Genomic DNA, 16,609 nt, shown 5'->3' on the forward strand with positions numbered 1-16,609 from the left:
TAGCCACAGCCAACATTAAAATAGTCCTCATTATATGTAAGCCTCCTTTTTAACCGAAGTTGTCCTGAAATTTATTATATCCGATTTTCTTCATATTGTGAATGAAAGATCCCTGGCGGAAATTTGGCGAAATGATGAATGTACAGATTCCTTCCAAAAAGACGCGGTATTAAATGTAAGACATGTTCAGTCAGTCGAGTGCATATGGTTAATTAAACATACCTCATTACGCAAATAGGGAGGTCCATATGGATATTCTAAAAAAGATTGAACAATACAGGTCTCAAGAGGAGAAGTTAAGATGGGAAGGAACCTTTGCCGATTACTTGGAACTGATTAAAGAAAAGCCATGGGTAGCGCAGTCGGCACACTCCCGTATATATAACATGATTAAGGATGCCGGTGTTGAAGAGGAGAATGGGCATAAAGAATATCGTTTTTTCAGCCATGAGCTGTTTGGTTTGGAAGAAGCGCTGGAAAAGCTGGTGGAAGAGTACTTTCATCCGGCGGCTAAACGTCTGGATGTCAGAAAGAGGATTTTGCTGCTAATGGGTCCTGTAAGCGGAGGTAAATCCACGATCGTTACCATGCTTAAAAGAGGACTCGAAGCATATTCGAGAACTGACCGCGGTGCCATCTTTGCCATTAAAGGCTGTCCAATGCACGAAGACCCCCTTCATTTAATTCCGCAGCATTTACGTGCTGACTTCCAACAGGAATATGGGATCAAAATCGAAGGGAATCTGTCGCCATTAAATACGATGAGGCTTGAAGAGGAATACGGCGGGCGAATCGAAGATGTTTTGGTAGAACGTATATTTTTGTCGGAGGATAAACGGGTGGGAATCGGAACGTTCAGTCCATCCGACCCGAAGTCTCAGGATATTGCTGATTTGACGGGAAGTATTGATTTTTCAACCATTGCCGAATACGGATCGGAATCAGATCCTCGGGCTTACCGCTTTGACGGCGAGCTGAATAAAGCGAATCGGGGTTTGATGGAATTCCAGGAAATGTTAAAGTGTGACGAAAAATTCCTTTGGCATTTACTGTCTCTGACGCAGGAAGGAAATTTTAAAGCGGGAAGATTTGCTTTAATATCTGCCGATGAGCTGATTGTGGCCCATACAAACGAAACGGAATACCGTTCATTTATTGCCAATAAAAAGAACGAAGCCCTGCATTCCAGGATTATTGTTATGCCTGTTCCGTATAACCTAAAGGTTTCTCAGGAAGAACGTATATATGAAAAAATGATTAGGGACAGTGATGTTGCCGATGTGCATATCGCCCCTCATACCCTGCGGGTAGCAGCCATGTTTACAGTTCTGACCCGATTGAAGGAACCAAAGCGGGGAGACATTGACCTCTTGAAGAAAATGCGTCTTTATGATGGGGAAAATGTAGAGGGATACAACTCATCCGATTTAAACGAGTTAAAAAAAGAATATCAGGATGAGGGGATGAGCGGCATTGATCCGAGATACGTGATCAACCGGATTTCATCCACCATTATTCGTAAAAACGTCCCGTCCATTAACGCCTTGGATGTATTGCGATCATTGAAAGAAGGGCTTGATCAACATCCATCCATTACACAGGAGCTCCGTGAAAAATACTTGAATTTCATTTCTATAGCCCGGAAAGAATACGATGAACTTGCCAAAAAGGAAGTACAGAAAGCTTTTGTCTACTCTTATGAAGAATCAGCCAAAACCTTAATGGACAATTATTTGGATAATGTGGAAGCATTTTGTAACAAATCTAAGTTAAAGGATCCGTTGACTGGGGAGGAAATCAGCCCTGATGAGAAGTTGATGCGCTCGATCGAAGAGCAGATAGGTATTTCCGAAAATGCCAAAAAGGCGTTCCGGGAAGAAATTTTAATACGAATCTCGGCCCTGGCCCGAAAAGGGAAAAAATTTGATTACCGCTCCCATGCAAGATTACGTGAAGCGATCCAAAAGAAACTGTTTGCTGACTTGAAAGATGTCGTAAAAATTACAACTTCAGCCAAAACCCCTGATGAGCAGCAATTGAAAAAGATCAATGAGGTGGTAGCGCGATTAATTGATGAACACGGCTATAACTCCACCTCAGCCAATGAATTGCTTCGTTACGTTGGAAGCTTGTTAAATAGGTAACAAATAGCCCCTTCCTAAACAGTGAACAAAATGTTCCGGAGAGGAAGGGGCCTTTGTTAAAATACAGGGAAGATTTTCGGAATCGCTTAAAAATTTGCAGTGATGACATACTTTTTATGCTGGCAGCCGACCAAGTTTGAACTGCTGAAAACATTCAGTTTTCAACAGTTCAAATCATATTTTAATTTGTCCCATTCTTTAAACTATCTGTAAATAAATCTGTCTGTCTGCATAAGATAGAATAATACATGGCATACTGCTGTGTATGTAAATAGCAAGGGGGGCGTCGTGAACATGTCGAAGTCGCAGTCTCATCAGTTTGCTGTCTCTCAAGAAGATTGGTCCCTCCATCGAAAAGGTTATGATGATCAACAACGGCATCAGGAGAAAGTGCAGGAGGCCATACGCAACAACTTACCGGATTTGATCACTGAAGAAAGTATTATCATGTCGGATGGCCGCGATGTTGTGAAGATCCCAATCAGATCTTTAGATGAATATAAAATTCGATACAATTATGATAAAAATAAACATGTCGGCCAAGGAGATGGGGACAGTCAGGTGGGTGACGTGGTAGCAAGAGACGGATCCCAGCAGCCTGGCCCGGGTAAAGGGCAAGGAGCCGGAGACCAGCCGGGCGAAGATTACTATGAAGCGGAAGTATCCATGCTGGATTTGGAAGAGGCTTTATTTAAAGAGCTGGAATTGCCGAATCTCAAACGAAAAGAACAAGATGCAAACGAAATTACACATATTGAATATAACGATGTACGGAAAACGGGTCTCATGGGTAATATTGATAAAAAACGGACGATGATGAGTGCATTTAAGCGAAATGCAATCAAAGGAGATCCAAAATTCTACCCCATATTTCCTGAAGATTTAAAATTTAGAACATGGAATGAAGTACAAAAACCAGAATCCAATGCGGTTGTCATAGCCATGATGGATACGAGCGGTTCAATGGGAGTCTGGGAAAAATATATGGCTCGAAGTTTCTTCTTTTGGATGACACGTTTTTTACGCACGAAATATGAAAAAGTGACCATTGAATTTATTGCCCACCATACAGAGGCCAAAGTTGTAACAGAAGAAGATTTTTTCTCTAAGGGAGAAAGTGGAGGAACGATTTGTTCGTCTGTGTACCGAAAAGCGCTGGAGGTCATTTCTGAAAAATACGATCCCGGCCGTTATAATATTTACCCCTTTCATTTTTCGGATGGAGATAATCTGACGTCAGACAATGCAAGATGTATCAAGCTGGTCGGAGAATTAATGGAAAAATCCAATATGTTTGGGTATGGTGAGGTAAATCAATATCAAAGAAATTCAACATTGATGTCCGCTTATAAAAATATTAAAGACGAAAAGTTCCGATATTATATTTTAAAGCAGAAAGCGGACGTATACCACGCCATGAAAAGTTTTTTTAAAAAAGAAGAGCAATCTTCCCCAGTTTAAAAATAGGGGAAAATGAATCGAGAGTTCTTTCATAAAAAGGACTCTCTCTTTTAATTGAATAATTTTCTGAATTTATAGTTGACAGTCCATGAAAATACAAGTATTCTGTAAATAAATATATAACAGAATTAACCGAATGGGACAATTTTCTGTTATATAAATCATAAAATAAATGAAGGCGTATACACAGAACGTTGCTTATGAAAGGGGTCCATAAAAAATGGGTGTAGCTGAAGGACTTTCGTATGAAGAAAAGCTGAATCTGTTTATGGAAAGAATAAACAACGGTGAAAAAATTGAGCCGGACGACTGGATGCCGGATGATTACCGAATGGCGCTGATTAAATTGATTTCCATGCATGGGATGAGCGAAATTATGGGAGCATTGCCGGAAAAAGAATGGGTTCCCAGAGCCCCTTCACTCCGGAGAAAACTTGGAATTATGGCAAAAGTGCAGGACGAAATGGGGCATGGACAGCTCCTTTTGAGAGTTGCTGAAGATTTGATGGCACCGCTCGGTAAAGGGCGGGAAGATTTAATGAACGATCTCTTAAACGGAGATTTAAAGTTTCATAATGTTTTTCATATGGAGGCACCCACGTGGGCAGATGCCGGATTGATCGGCTGGCTCGTTGACGGTGCCGCGATTATTACGCAAACGAACATGTTAAATGCCTCCTATGGACCTTATGCCCGTGCATTACAAAGGATTTGTGCAGAGGAAGTGTTTCATGCCCAGCATGGGGAATCCATTATTTTGGCTTTGGCTGAAGGAACGAAGGAACAGAAAGATATGATTCAAGACGCCATTAACAGATGGTGGCCGTCATTGCTAATGTTTTTTGGTCCTCCTTCGGCTGAAACCACCGGATCGTCCAAACAGGATATTACCATTCGATATAAGATCAGGACGAAAACAAATGAGCAGCTGCGCCAGGATTTTCTTTCGAAATATATTCCAAGAGTGTTATCACTGGGGCTTACGGTCCCAGATGAAACATTGAGATATGATGAAGAAAAGCAGGAATGGATCTATCAACAGCCTGACTGGAACGAATTTAAAAAGATTATTTCCAATCAGGGACCGAAATCCCAAAGCAGGCTTCAATTAAGGAGAACAGCCTTTAAAGAAAATGAATGGGTTAGAAGAGCTCTTAGCTGAAGTTTTGCACGAAAGAGGAGGAATCATAGATGGCCAAAGGCAATATAGATGGTTTCTATCAAGTGTATGAAGTATTCAGCAAGCGGAATCAAAAGGGAGATTTTCAGCACCAGTTCAGTCTGCTGGCCCCCAATAGAGAAATGGCTTTTATCATGGCCCAGGAGAATTTTATGCGGCGCGAGCCGGTTGTTGATCTCTGGGTCGTAAAGCGGGAAGATATCCGCATGATGAAACCCGAAGAAAGGGAAATGGTAAAAAGGCTGGATAACAAAGATTACCGTTTGACGAAAGGGTATGGTTACCTAAAAAAGAAATGGCGGCAATATGAGCAAAACATGCTGGATGAAAAGGAAATTATGTCTTGGGGAGAAATGGGAAAAGAAGGCAGGAAAAAGACACAATAATTTGCTGAATGTATCTCATCTATAACAAATAAAGGAGACATGATGCATGTTTAAAATGATTGCGTTATTCAAAAAACCGGAAAACCCAGAGGAATTTGATCAATATTATTTTGAAACCCATCTGCCGCTTACCGAGAAGATTCCAGGTCTTCGCAAAGCGGAAGTAACAAAGTTCACGGGATCTCCGGCAGGTGAGAGTCCTTATTATTTAATGTGTGAAATGTATTATGATAGTTTTGAAGCTTTTAAGGAAGCGTCCAAAACAGAAGAATCGAAAGCCTCAGGAAAGGATGTCATGAAATTTGCCGGGGATCTTGTCACATTTATGTTCGGTGAGGAAGTAAATGGCTGATTATCAATATATCAAAACAGAGACAGACGGCCGGGTGGGGATTGTTTGGCTGAACCGCCCGGATGTCCTCAATGCCTTGAATCGGAAGATGGTTTATGAGATTCTCTCTGCTTTTGAAGCATATGACCGCGATGAAGATGTACGGGTCATACTGCTTGCCGGAAAGGGAAGAGCCTTTGCAGCTGGGGCAGATATTGAAGAAATGGCAGAAGATGATGCCGTCTCCATGGAGCTGCTCAATCAATTTGCTGACTGGGATCGCTTAAGTCTTACAAAAAAACCGGTTATCGGCGCGGTGCACGGTTACTGCCTGGGAGGCGGTTTTGAGCTGGCGTTAGTTTGCGATTTACTGTTTGCAGCAGATGATGCCCAATTTGCTTTTCCGGAAATCAAATTGGGTGTCATGCCGGGTGCAGGAGGAACACAGAGGCTCACGAAACTGATCGGCAAATCAAGAGCTTTGGAATGGATCTGGGGCGGTGACATGCACACGTCAAAAGAAGCTGTGGAGCTTGGAATTGTTAACAGGCTGTATCCAAAAGACTTACTGTTCAAAGAAGCAATACAATACGCCAGGCTGCTGTCAGAAAAACCACCGCTTGCAGTCCGGCTTATTAAAGAAGCCGTTCATAAAGCAGTGGATGTTCCACTTCAGGAAGGAATGTATTTTGAAAGAAAAAATTTTTATCTGCTCTTTTCTTCGGAAGACCAAAAAGAAGGAATGCAGGCATTTGTTGAAAAAAGAAAAGCAGAGTTTAAAGGACGTTAAGGGGAGATAACATGTTTGAAACGATCGGGTATAAAGTGAAAGGTTCTACTGCATGGATCACATTGAACCGCCCGGATAAATTGAATGCTTTTAACAACACAATGCATTTCGAGTTATTGAAAGCGCTTCATATGGCAGATGAGGACAGCAACGTACGGTCTATTGTCCTGCAAGGTGCAGGGAGAGCTTTTTGTGCCGGGCAGGATTTGGGGGAAGTGGACGCTTCCACAGACTACGGGGATTTGCTGAGAGAGCGCTATAATCCGGTGATTCAAAAAATGAGTAACATTGGCAAGCCGGTGATTGCTGCCGTAAACGGAACAGCCGCAGGGGCTGGCTTCAGTCTGGCCTTGGCTGCAGATTTCAGGCTCGCTTCAGAAAAAGCCAACTTTTTGAATGCGTTTATTCATATAGGGCTTGTACCTGACTCCGGCAATACATATTATTTGCCGCGTATAGTCGGACATGCAAAAGCTTTGGAACTGATGGTGCTCGGCGAAAAGATCCAAGCCGAGGAAGCTGCTAGGCTCGGACTTGTCACACAAGTCATTCAAGCCCAAAATTGGGAAACGGAAGTAGCCGAGTTCTCGGAAAAGCTTGCATCTATACCAACCAAAGCATTCGAAATGATAAAAGAAAGCCTTGCAAAATCTTGGGAGTCCTCCCTTGAACAAGTATTGGAAATGGAAGCTTATCATCAAAAACGGGCCGGGCAGTCCAATGATCATCAGGAAGGTGTGAAAGCGTTTCTGGAAAAACGCCGTCCTGTCTTTACGGGAGATTGATAGAAACCGCACAGCGATGCACTGAAACTTATTGACTATCAAGCCTAACCATTGTACCATAACGATAATTATTGTCCTTTTTTAAAAGACAATAAAACAATAATGAGGGGGAAAATCAATGAAGAGAAAGTGGAAAAGAAGTGCAATGGCTTTATTTAGCGGGGCTATACTCATGCTTGCAGCTTGCGGTAACAACTCATCTGCTCCTGAAGAAGAAAGCAGCACAGACCAGCCCGCCCAGGAGGAAGAGGCACAGAAATATACAATCGGTGTCACTCAAATTGTTGAGCATCCATCTTTGAATGCGGCCTTTGACGGATTTAAAGCAGCTCTGGAAGAAGCGGGTATTGATGCCGAATATGATGTTCAAATTGCACAGGGAGATAACAGTGCAAATACATCTATTGCCAATAACCTTGTCAGCGCAGGAGTTGATCTGATTTTTGCCAATTCCACTCCAAGTGCTCAAGCAGCAGCAAGCGCTACGAGTGATATACCGATCATCTTTACCTCTGTTACAGATGCTGAAGGTGCCGAATTGGTAGAATCCAATGAAAACCCCGGCGGAAATGTAACCGGAACCGTAGATACACATCCGGATGCCATTCCAAATACATTGAAGTTTTTGAAAGAGGAATTGAACGCAGAGAAAGTTGGAATGGTTTTCAATTCAGGTGAGCAAAACTCCCGTGCCCAGGTAGACTCTATTAAACAATTAATTGAGGACGAGGGATTAGGGCTTGAAATTGTTGAAGCTTCCGTGGCTACATCTGCTGATGTAAAACAGGCTGCTGAATCACTCGTAGGCAGTGTAGATTCCATGTATACCATTACAGATAACACGGTCGTATCTGCACTGGAATCCGTAGTATCTGTTGCGAACGACAATAACATTCCTATGATGGTTGGGGAATTCGATTCAGTTGAAAGAGGCGGCTTTGGGGCCTACGGCTTTGAATATTATGACATTGGATATGAGGCTGGCCAGATGGCGGTTAAAGTACTGAAAGGTGAAAGTGAGCCTGCTGAAATGCCGGTCCAATATCCACAGAACCTGAAATTTGTCATTAACAAAGAAACTGCTGATGCCGTTGGTATTGAAATCAAAGATGAATGGAATGCAGAGGACGTTAAAGAATTAGAAAAATAAGGAGATGATTCTATATGTTTGCAGCTCTGTTTGGCTCCGTTGAGCAAGGAATCATCTATGCAATTATGGCCCTTGGCGTGTATCTTTCGTTCCGGGTTCTTGATTTTCCGGATCTGACTGTAGATGGAAGCTTTGTAACAGGTGCTGCGGTTGCTGCCACGATGATCATCTTCGGATATCATCCGGCAGCAGCCACAGTAACTGCCCTTGTCATCGGCTTTTTTGCCGGCTGTATAACAGGACTGTTAAATACGAAAGGAAAGATTAATCCCCTTTTATCCGGTATATTAATGATGATTGCCTTATATTCAATCAATTTACGCATTATGGGGATGACTTCAGATACTTCTGTCGGCAGGCCGAATATTCCGCTTTTGAATTCTGAAACCATCTTTTCACAGTTTCAGGGCTTTTGGGGATCACTCGGCATTGACACAGCTTTAAACAGTATGTTGGCCGCGATCGGCATCAAGCACCTTCCATCGACATGGGGCACGCTCGTTCTAATGGCGATTGTCACATTGATTATCAAGTTGGCTGCAGATTGGTTTTTGCGTACAGAAGTCGGTCTGGCCATTAGAGCAACCGGGGATAATAAACGGATGATCAGAAGCTTTTCAGCAAATACAGATAATCTTGTAATCCTGGGATTGGGGATTTCAAACGGACTCGTTGCTTTATCAGGAGCATTGATCGCTCAGTACTCCAAGTTTTCGGATATCGGAATGGGAATCGGAATGATTATTATAGGTCTTGCTTCTGTGATCATTGGTGAAGCCATTTTTGGTACAAAGACAATTGTAAGAACAACACTGGCAGTTATAGCGGGTGCTATTATTTACCGTATTGTTCTTGGTTTGGCTTTGCGGATCAAGCTGCTTGATACAGGAGATATGAAACTGATCACAGCTGTCATTGTGATTGCAGCTCTTGTTATGCCTCAAATCATTGATAAGAGAAGAGAGAACAAGCGAAAGGCAAAGCGTCACGCTGAAAGGATGGCAGCTTTAAAAAATACTGATAACAAGGAGGTCGAAACCGTTGCTGAAGCTCGAACAGATTAGCAAAATCTTCAACGAAGGAACACCGGATGAAAAAATAGCTCTGGATCGAGTGAACTATTCATTAAAAAAAGGCGATTTCGTTACAGTCATCGGCAGTAACGGTGCTGGAAAGTCCACTTTGATGAATATGATTTCAGGTGTTTTGACCCCGGATGTCGGTACAGTTGAAATTGAATCCAGAGATGTTACTAAGCTCCCGGAATTTAAACGTTCCCGTTTCATAGGGAGGGTATTCCAGGACCCTATGGCTGGAACCGCTCCTTCCATGACAATTGAAGAAAATTTGGCCATGGCGTATTCCCGAAATAAAAAAAGAACATTGAAAAGTGGAGTGGACCGTAAAAGAAAGGACTTTTTCAGGACCGCACTTGAAAGACTGCATTTAAATTTAGAAAATCGTTTGAATGCAAAAGTGGGTCTTTTGTCCGGAGGGGAAAGGCAAGCCTTATCGCTGCTGATGGCAACTTTCACTCAACCCTCTATTTTATTGCTTGACGAGCACACGGCTGCTCTCGACCCGGCAAGAGCTGAATTGATTACCAAATTAACGAAAGAGCTGGTAGAAAAAGATCAACTGACGACGTTGATGGTTACCCATAACATGCAGCAGGCGTTAGACCTTGGAAACCGTCTGATTATGATGGATAAGGGCCAAATTATCCTTGAAGTTGAAGAAGAAGAGAAGAAAAAGTTAACCATTGAGACGCTGCTGGAAGAGTTTCAGCGGATTCGCGGTGAACAATTTGCCAGCGACAAGGCACTGCTTGCTAATTAAGCAAGGTCTTACCAGATATGCTGTACCGAAACCGGCGGGGCTTTGTAATGCATTCGATGATACATGCCCCTTTTTGCCGGATAAAGTAAATGAAAGCGCTTCAACACAGAACAGCATGAAAGGAAGAGAGCTGTGAATTTTTTTGATGAGATTCAGGAGCACGAACAAGTAGTTGTCTGCAACGATCCAAAGACAGGTTTAAAGGCAATCATTGCGATTCATAGCACTGCTCTTGGGCCCGCAACAGGAGGATGCAGAATGTTTCCTTATACTTCATTTGAAGAGGCACTGGAAGATGTTCTGCGCTTATCTAAAGGAATGACATACAAGTGTGCAGCGGCTGATGTAGATTTTGGCGGCGGTAAAGCTGTCATTATTGGAAATCCGGCCAAAGATAAATCTCCGGAACTTTTCAGGGCATTTGGCAGGTTCGTTGAATCACTGAATGGACGCTTTTATACAGGAACAGATATGGGGACAGAACCTTCCGACTTTGTTCATGCGATGAAAGAGACCAATTGTATTATCGGCCTGCCGGAAGAATACGGCGGAGGAGGGGACTCTTCTGTTCCAACAGCTTTGGGCGTCATTTACGGCATTCAAGCAACAAACCAGTTTATTAACGGCTCCAGTGAACTTGAAGGCAAGACGTTTGCAGTACAAGGACTCGGGAAAGTCGGCTTTAAAGTAGCGGAAAGGCTTCTCCTGGAAGATGCAAAGCTTTATGTTGCTGAACCGAATGAACGGATCATTGCTAATTTGGTCAGGCGCGGAGAAGAGCTCGGTAATTCGTCGATCAAGGCTGTTTACAGTGATGATATATATAGTGTTGAAGCGGATGTATTTGTTCCGTGTGCAATCGGAGGAATACTGAATGATGAAACAATCCAGATGCTGAAGACAAAAGCGGTTGTAGGATCGGCAAATAATCAGTTAAAAGAAGAACATCACAGTCGTGTACTTCAGGAAAGAGGCATTATTTATGCCCCTGATTACATTGTAAATGCGGGAGGGCTGATCCAAGTAACGGATGAACTTTACGGGGCCAACAAGGAACGGATTTTAACGAAAACTAAAGCCATCTATGATTCCCTCTTACAAATTTTTCAAGTTTCGGAAAGAGAAGGAATATCTACTCTGGAGGCATCCAACCGTTTTTGTGAAAAGAAAATAAGGGCCAGCAGAGAGGGGAATAGTTTTTTTACAAGAGGCATCCCGCCGAAATGGCATATTAGGCAATAATATCCATGTGTTCTTAAAGGAGGAGTACCATGGAGGAGAAATTTAGAAAGGTCGTATATATAGACGGTGACGGGAATCTCGTAAACAATGAAGTGAAAACTGAGTTGACGGAAGATTTCGTGAAATTATGCTATCGGCAGCTTGTTCTTATGCGGACCTTTGACAGAAAAGCGATCAATATGCAGCGGCAGGGGAGACTGGGAACTTATGCTCCATTTGAGGGGCAGGAAGCAGCACAGGTAGGGAGCGCTTTGGCTCTCAGGCCGGATGATTGGATTTTTCCGACCTACAGGGATCATGCAGCAACCATGACATTTGGAATGCCCATGGAAACCGTAATGCTTTATTGGAATGGCAGATCTGAAGGCTGTGTTCCACCTAAGGGTAAGAGAATATTCCCACCGGCAGTTCCGCTCGCAACACAGCTGCCGCATGCCGCAGGGGCTGCCATGGCTGAACAATATAAAGGGACAAAACATGCAGTCATTGTGTACTTTGGTGACGGATCTACATCTGAAGGTGATTTCCATGAGGGACTGAACTTTGCCAGTATTTTTCATGCACCTGTCGTTTTCTTTAATCAAAATAATCATTACGCTATTTCTGTGCCACTGGAAAAGCAGATGAATTCTCAAACGATTGCCCAAAAAGCAGTTGCATATGACATTCCGGGAGTGCAAATAGACGGGAATGATGTATTTGCCGCTTATCTGGAAACAAAAAAAGCATTGGAAAGAGCGAGAGCAGGAGATGGACCAACCTTGATTGAAGCAGTGACGTGGCGGTACGGTGCCCATACAACAGCCGATGATCCAACGAAATACCGGGATCAAACGCTGAGTGAAACCAAACGGAAAAATGGAGATCCGATTTTAAGGCTGGAAAGATATATGAAGAAAGAAGGGATATGGGATGAGACATGGTCTGAATCTATTGGGGAGGAAGCAGCTGAAACAGTAGAAAGTGCCGTCCGAAAAATGGAGTCTTATCCTGCAGTCGATGTCAATGCTCTATTTGATCACGTATTTGAAGTGAAACCATGGATCATTCAGGAACAAAAAGATCAATATATTGCTTTCTTGCGAGGTGTTCAGTCATGAGTATATCTGCACCGGCTTCACAAAAGCTGACATTGGTTCAAGCGGTTACCGATGGACTAAGAACAATGATGAAGGAACGTGAAGAAATCATACTCATGGGAGAAGACATCGGAGTCAATGGCGGGGTGTTCCGTGCAACGGATGGACTCATACAAGAGTTTGGAGAAAAACGGGTGATCGACACTCCCATCAGTGAAGCAGGAATTGCCGGGACAGCCGTCGGGATGGCGGTCAACGGTCTGTTGCCAGTTATAGAAATGCAATTTCTGGGTTTTATATATCCTGCCTTTGAGCAAATTATGACGCATGTCACCAGGCTTAGAATGAGAACTAACAGTCATTATCATGTCCCTCTTGTAATTCGTGCCCCATACGGAGCCGGGATCCGTGCTCCTGAAATCCATTCTGACAGTGTTGAAGCTTTATTTACTCATATGCCGGGAATCAAGGTAGTTTGTCCGGCCAATCCCTATGATGCCAAAGGGCTGTTGATTGCCAGCATTGAAGACCCTGATCCGGTTCTGTTTTTGGAATCCATGAGATCGTATCGGGCATTCAGAGAAGACGTTCCAAAAAAGAAGTATACCGTTGAGATAGGGAAAGCAAAAAAGCTTGCTGATGGCGAAGATGTAACACTTATTGCCTGGGGGGCAATGGTACCCGTTGCAGTGAAAGCTGCCAATCGAATGGAAGAAAAAGGAATAACTTGTGAAGTTTTGGATTTGCGGACATTATATCCGCTTGACCGCGATATGATTGCAGAATCAGTACAAAAAACCGGGAGAGCTGTGATTGTTCATGAAGCGCATGCAACAAGCGGATTGGGGGCAGAAATTATTGCTTTGATCAATGATACCTCCTTTCTTTATTTAAAGTCACCGATTGAAAGAGTAACAGGGTTTGATGTTCCGGTTCCGTTTTATTCTTTGGAACAGCATTATTTGCCAACACCAGACCGGGTGGCAGCGGCGATTGAAAGAGTGGTCCATTTCTAAAAACATGTAAAAGGTCTAATCGCCTGGATTAGACCTTTTTTCAGTGCATTCCTGAAAAAAGCATAGGCCATCAGGGATTGAGCACATGCAGAAATATGCAAACGGCATGATTGCGGTGATCCACACAGCGTCTTTTTAATTATAGTTCTCTAATGAGGGACAAATGCCAATTGATAGAAAAACAGTACAGAAAATATATATACAAGCCAGTGAACCTCTCTCCATTTTCCTTTCACGGCTTTCATTAAAGGATATGAGATAAAGCCCAAAGCGATTCCTGTGGCAATACTGGATGTAAGGGGCATACTTAAGATAATTAAAAATGCCGGAAAGGCTTCATCGATCTCTTTCCAGTTGATATCGGACACAGACCCGATCATTAAGCTTCCTACGATGATAAGGGCAGGTGCTGTAATGGCAGATAATCCGGAAACAGCGCTTACCAGCGGTCCGAAAAAAGCTGCCGCTATAAACAGGAGAGAAACGGTTAAGGTCGTTAAGCCTGTCCGCCCACCGGCAGCCACGCCTGATGATGATTCGACGTAAGCACTGGTCGGGCTCGTTCCAAACATAGCTCCGGCAGTTGTAGCAACCGAATCTGCCAGGAGTGCCTGCCGCGCACGAGGGAAGGTGTTTCCCTTCATCAATCCCGCTTGCTGGGCAACACCGATCATCGTACCGGTTGTATCAAAAATCGTAACAAGCAGGAAGGAGAAGACAACTGCATAGAGGAAATGCTCTGCTACATTACTTATGGCAACAAACGGGTTGGTTACAATCAAACCTTCCGGCAGGGAAGGTATTTGTATAAAACCTTGGTCAAATGAAAGTTGTCCGGTGAAAAAAGCAACTGCTGCTGTAATGACCATGCCGATAAATAGTGCCCCATGGATGTTACGGGCCATCAAGATGAGTGTCACTGCCAGACCAAGCAGGGTGAGCAGAGCACTAGGAGAGTGAAGGTCGCCCAATGCAACGAGATTAGATGGATGCGCAACAATAATTCCGGACATCCTCAAGCCAATGAAAGCGATAAACAGGCCGATCCCTGCTGTTATTCCGCTTTTTAAGTTGGCAGGGATCGCTTCTATTAATATTTTTCTAAAGGGTGTTAAGGATAAAATGATAAAAATGATACCGGCCACAAATACTGCGGAGAACGCAGCCACGTAGGATATGTTGTGCGTCCCGACTACGGAATAGGCAAAATAAGCATTTAATCCCATTCCCGGAGCGATGGCAATGGGGTAATTGGCCGCCAAAGCCATCCATAGGGTGCCGATGACTGTAGCAATAATGGTCGCAGTGAACACTTGTTCAAAAGGTACACCGGCATCCTTTAAAATAATAGGGTTCACTACAACAATATATACCATCGTCAAAAATGTCGTAATTCCCGCCAAAATTTCTGTTTTTACTGTCGTTTGATTTTCCTGTAATTTAAACAACCTTACAACCTCCAACAAAAAGCAATCCTTATCAAAGGATTGCAGAGTTTACATAAACACAGCCAAAAAGAAATAAAACAATGCAGAGAGCAAAATGGTAATAGGCAATGTGATAAACCAAGTCATCACCATTCTTTTGGCCGTATCCCACTTAACCCCTTTTACCCTGTGTGACGTTCCGACACCAAGTATGGAAGAGGAGATGACATGGGTGGTGCTGACCGGAAGATGGATGTAGGTGGCACCAAATATGATAAGTGCAGAACTTAAATCCGCTGCTACACCATTGACAGGTTTGATTTTCATGATTCTCCCTCCGACTGTCTTAATAATCCTCCATCCGCCGACAGAAGTACCCAATCCCATGGCAAGCGCACACGAAAATTGTACCCAAAAGGGAATATCAGTCGTCGTATGAAAATTGTTGGCAATCAGAGCCATTGTAATGATTCCCATTGCCTTTTGTGCATCATTCATGCCATGAGTGTACGCCTGCATGGATGCAGTAACAATCTGAAAGTAGCGGAATCGTTTATTGGTTTTGGCCAAATTGAAATTTTTAAAAGAATGTTTAAAAATGGTATAAATGATAAATCCCAGTATAAATGCAAGGACCGGCGAAAAAATTAAAGCCTGCAATATCTTTATAAATCCATTGTAGTTAAGGATCTGCATGCCGGATGCTGCAATGGCTGCACCCGCAATAGACCCGATCAGCGCATGCGAAGAACTGCTTGGAATTCCAAAATACCAGGTAATCAAGTTCCAGGCAATGGCTGATAAAAGGGCGGCCATAATTACGACAGACCCGTTATCCAATGTAAATGGATCCACGATATCCTTTGTAATGGTCTTGGCTACACCGGTAAAGGTCATGGCCCCCAAAAAATTCATAATGGCCGCAAGGATTACAGCCACTCGGGGCCTTAAAGCTTTCGTTGATACAGATGTGGCTATCGCGTTGGCTGTATCATGAAACCCATTGATGAAATCGAAGGAAAGAGCAAGTATAACAATCACTATGGTTATTAACAAAATTGAATCCATTCATTAAGGCTCCCTTATGCGTTTTTCATAACAATGCTTTCTAATGTATTGGCGACGCCTTGGCAGTCGTCTGCAATTTGCTCCATATGTTCATAGATTTCCTTATATTTAATCAGCTGGATCGGATCTTTTTCCTTTGCAAACAGGTTGGTCATTGCTTCACGCAGAATGTCATCGCATTTGGATTCATAATCCTTTATTTTAATAGCGTGCGGGCGAACTTCTGGCAGCTTTTTGCTGAATAAAATTCCAATTGCCTTTTCTATCTCGATAGCACATTGAAGAATAGCCTCAACGAAAGCGACTACATATTCATCAGCTTGGACAATTCGATACATTTCAAACAGGCCGGCGGTATGTTCCATCCCATCCAGTACATCATCCATGATCATGGAAAGGTCCCAAAGGTCCTCTCTTTCAATTGGTGTAATAAAAGAGTTGTTTAATTCTGTAATCATTTCGTGAACAAGGGAGTCACCCAGATTTTCATACTCTTTCATCTTTTCTGCAAAAATATGTGTATCATCTTTATTTCCAAGCTTGTAATTGCAAAAATACTCAGCGCTCTCTTTTAAATTTGCCGCAATTTTCTCCAATAAAATGGCAAACTTATCTTTTTTCCTATATATAGCCATGTAATTTTACCATCCTCTTTTCCAATGTATTTAGCAAGTGTTATTATTTTAGCTCAACTTGGGGGAATATAAAAGT

The 16,609-nt window shown here is 42.9% G+C and carries 16 protein-coding genes; 13 read left to right on the forward strand and 3 right to left on the reverse strand.

Features of this window, described 5'->3' with window-relative positions:
- The first annotated feature begins 248 nt into the window (after positions 1-248).
- The 13 genes from ACFSCZ_RS11060 (at position 249) to ACFSCZ_RS11120 (ending at position 13,403) form a co-directional block, all read left to right on the forward strand.
- A complete protein-coding gene (locus tag ACFSCZ_RS11060) occupies positions 249-2,144 on the forward strand; it encodes a PrkA family serine protein kinase (RefSeq protein WP_380773992.1) in 1,896 nt (631 codons plus the stop codon).
- A gap of 294 nt (positions 2,145-2,438) precedes the next feature.
- Entirely contained in the window at positions 2,439-3,605 is a 1,167-nt protein-coding gene (yhbH, locus tag ACFSCZ_RS11065; RefSeq protein WP_380773993.1) for a sporulation protein YhbH, read from the forward strand.
- A 220-nt stretch (positions 3,606-3,825) separates the two neighbouring features.
- Positions 3,826-4,767 (forward strand): 1,2-phenylacetyl-CoA epoxidase subunit PaaA, encoded by a 942-nt coding sequence (paaA, locus tag ACFSCZ_RS11070; protein WP_380773994.1) that lies wholly within the window; start codon positions 3,826-3,828, stop codon positions 4,765-4,767.
- Positions 4,768-4,796: 29 nt separating this feature from the next.
- Positions 4,797-5,171, forward strand: coding sequence for a 1,2-phenylacetyl-CoA epoxidase subunit PaaB (paaB, locus tag ACFSCZ_RS11075; RefSeq protein WP_380773995.1), 375 nt, complete (start codon positions 4,797-4,799; stop codon positions 5,169-5,171).
- Positions 5,172-5,217: 46 nt separating this feature from the next.
- The gene (locus tag ACFSCZ_RS11080) at positions 5,218-5,523 is read left to right on the forward strand and encodes an EthD family reductase (protein ID WP_380773996.1); all 306 of its coding nucleotides are present in this window, start codon (positions 5,218-5,220) and stop codon (positions 5,521-5,523) included.
- On the forward strand, positions 5,516-6,292 hold the full coding sequence (locus ACFSCZ_RS11085; RefSeq protein ID WP_380773997.1) for an enoyl-CoA hydratase/isomerase family protein: 777 nt from the start codon (positions 5,516-5,518) through the stop codon (positions 6,290-6,292). The genes ACFSCZ_RS11080 and ACFSCZ_RS11085 overlap by 8 nt, the downstream gene beginning before the upstream one ends.
- Positions 6,293-6,303: 11 nt before the next feature.
- Positions 6,304-7,077 carry an enoyl-CoA hydratase-related protein gene (locus tag ACFSCZ_RS11090; protein WP_380773998.1) on the forward strand — a complete coding sequence of 258 codons (774 nt, stop codon included), beginning with the start codon at positions 6,304-6,306 and terminating at the stop codon, positions 7,075-7,077.
- 118 nt (positions 7,078-7,195) lie between these two features.
- Positions 7,196-8,227, forward strand: a complete 1,032-nt coding sequence (locus ACFSCZ_RS11095) for an ABC transporter substrate-binding protein (RefSeq protein ID WP_380773999.1) — start codon at positions 7,196-7,198, stop codon at positions 8,225-8,227.
- A gap of 14 nt (positions 8,228-8,241) precedes the next feature.
- On the forward strand, positions 8,242-9,291 hold the full coding sequence (locus ACFSCZ_RS11100) for an ABC transporter permease (protein ID WP_380774000.1): 1,050 nt from the start codon (positions 8,242-8,244) through the stop codon (positions 9,289-9,291).
- A complete protein-coding gene (locus ACFSCZ_RS11105) occupies positions 9,269-10,066 on the forward strand; it encodes an ABC transporter ATP-binding protein (protein WP_380774001.1) in 798 nt (265 codons plus the stop codon). Before ACFSCZ_RS11100 ends, ACFSCZ_RS11105 begins: the two co-directional genes overlap by 23 nt.
- A 132-nt stretch (positions 10,067-10,198) precedes the next feature.
- A complete protein-coding gene (locus ACFSCZ_RS11110; protein ID WP_380774002.1) occupies positions 10,199-11,308 on the forward strand; it encodes a Leu/Phe/Val dehydrogenase in 1,110 nt (369 codons plus the stop codon).
- Positions 11,309-11,337: 29 nt separating this feature from the next.
- The gene (pdhA, locus tag ACFSCZ_RS11115) at positions 11,338-12,408 is read left to right on the forward strand and encodes a pyruvate dehydrogenase (acetyl-transferring) E1 component subunit alpha (RefSeq protein WP_380774003.1); all 1,071 of its coding nucleotides are present in this window, start codon (positions 11,338-11,340) and stop codon (positions 12,406-12,408) included.
- Complete coding sequence (locus ACFSCZ_RS11120; RefSeq protein ID WP_380774004.1) at positions 12,405-13,403, forward strand: alpha-ketoacid dehydrogenase subunit beta; 999 nt, start codon at positions 12,405-12,407, stop codon at positions 13,401-13,403. The genes pdhA and ACFSCZ_RS11120 overlap by 4 nt, the downstream gene beginning before the upstream one ends.
- 149 nt (positions 13,404-13,552) lie before the next feature.
- Here ACFSCZ_RS11120 and ACFSCZ_RS11125 read toward each other — a convergent pair whose 3' ends face one another.
- Genes ACFSCZ_RS11125 through ACFSCZ_RS11135 form a run of 3 tightly spaced genes read right to left on the reverse strand, consistent with a single transcriptional unit; the run spans position 13,553 to position 16,533 of the window.
- Complete coding sequence (locus ACFSCZ_RS11125) at positions 13,553-14,851, reverse strand: NCS2 family permease (protein WP_380774005.1); 1,299 nt, start codon at positions 14,849-14,851, stop codon at positions 13,553-13,555.
- Positions 14,852-14,899: 48 nt separating this feature from the next.
- Complete coding sequence (locus ACFSCZ_RS11130; protein ID WP_380774006.1) at positions 14,900-15,898, reverse strand: inorganic phosphate transporter; 999 nt, start codon at positions 15,896-15,898, stop codon at positions 14,900-14,902.
- 14 nt (positions 15,899-15,912) lie between these two features.
- Entirely contained in the window at positions 15,913-16,533 is a 621-nt protein-coding gene (locus ACFSCZ_RS11135) for a DUF47 domain-containing protein (protein WP_380774007.1), read from the reverse strand.
- Positions 16,534-16,609: the final 76 nt, after the last annotated feature.

Source organism: Siminovitchia sediminis, from assembly GCF_042680885.1.
Classification (GTDB): Bacteria; Bacillota; Bacilli; order Bacillales; family Bacillaceae_C; genus Siminovitchia; species Siminovitchia sediminis.

What these genes read in the sequence shown, in the direction of transcription:
- ACFSCZ_RS11060 (WP_380773992.1), top strand. Translation starts at nt 249, where the DNA reads ATGGATATTCTAAAAAAGATTGAACAATACAGGTCTCAAGAGGAGAAG.
- yhbH (WP_380773993.1), top strand. Translation starts at nt 2,439, where the DNA reads ATGTCGAAGTCGCAGTCTCATCAGTTTGCTGTCTCTCAAGAAGATTGG.
- paaA (WP_380773994.1), top strand. Translation starts at nt 3,826, where the DNA reads ATGGGTGTAGCTGAAGGACTTTCGTATGAAGAAAAGCTGAATCTGTTT.
- paaB (WP_380773995.1), top strand. Translation starts at nt 4,797, where the DNA reads ATGGCCAAAGGCAATATAGATGGTTTCTATCAAGTGTATGAAGTATTC.
- ACFSCZ_RS11080 (WP_380773996.1), top strand. Translation starts at nt 5,218, where the DNA reads ATGTTTAAAATGATTGCGTTATTCAAAAAACCGGAAAACCCAGAGGAA.
- ACFSCZ_RS11085 (WP_380773997.1), top strand. Translation starts at nt 5,516, where the DNA reads ATGGCTGATTATCAATATATCAAAACAGAGACAGACGGCCGGGTGGGG.
- ACFSCZ_RS11090 (WP_380773998.1), top strand. Translation starts at nt 6,304, where the DNA reads ATGTTTGAAACGATCGGGTATAAAGTGAAAGGTTCTACTGCATGGATC.
- ACFSCZ_RS11095 (WP_380773999.1), top strand. Translation starts at nt 7,196, where the DNA reads ATGAAGAGAAAGTGGAAAAGAAGTGCAATGGCTTTATTTAGCGGGGCT.
- ACFSCZ_RS11100 (WP_380774000.1), top strand. Translation starts at nt 8,242, where the DNA reads ATGTTTGCAGCTCTGTTTGGCTCCGTTGAGCAAGGAATCATCTATGCA.
- pdhA (WP_380774003.1), top strand. Translation starts at nt 11,338, where the DNA reads ATGGAGGAGAAATTTAGAAAGGTCGTATATATAGACGGTGACGGGAAT.
- ACFSCZ_RS11120 (WP_380774004.1), top strand. Translation starts at nt 12,405, where the DNA reads ATGAGTATATCTGCACCGGCTTCACAAAAGCTGACATTGGTTCAAGCG.
- ACFSCZ_RS11130 (WP_380774006.1), bottom strand. Translation starts at nt 15,898, where the DNA reads ATGGATTCAATTTTGTTAATAACCATAGTGATTGTTATACTTGCTCTT.
- ACFSCZ_RS11135 (WP_380774007.1), bottom strand. Translation starts at nt 16,533, where the DNA reads ATGGCTATATATAGGAAAAAAGATAAGTTTGCCATTTTATTGGAGAAA.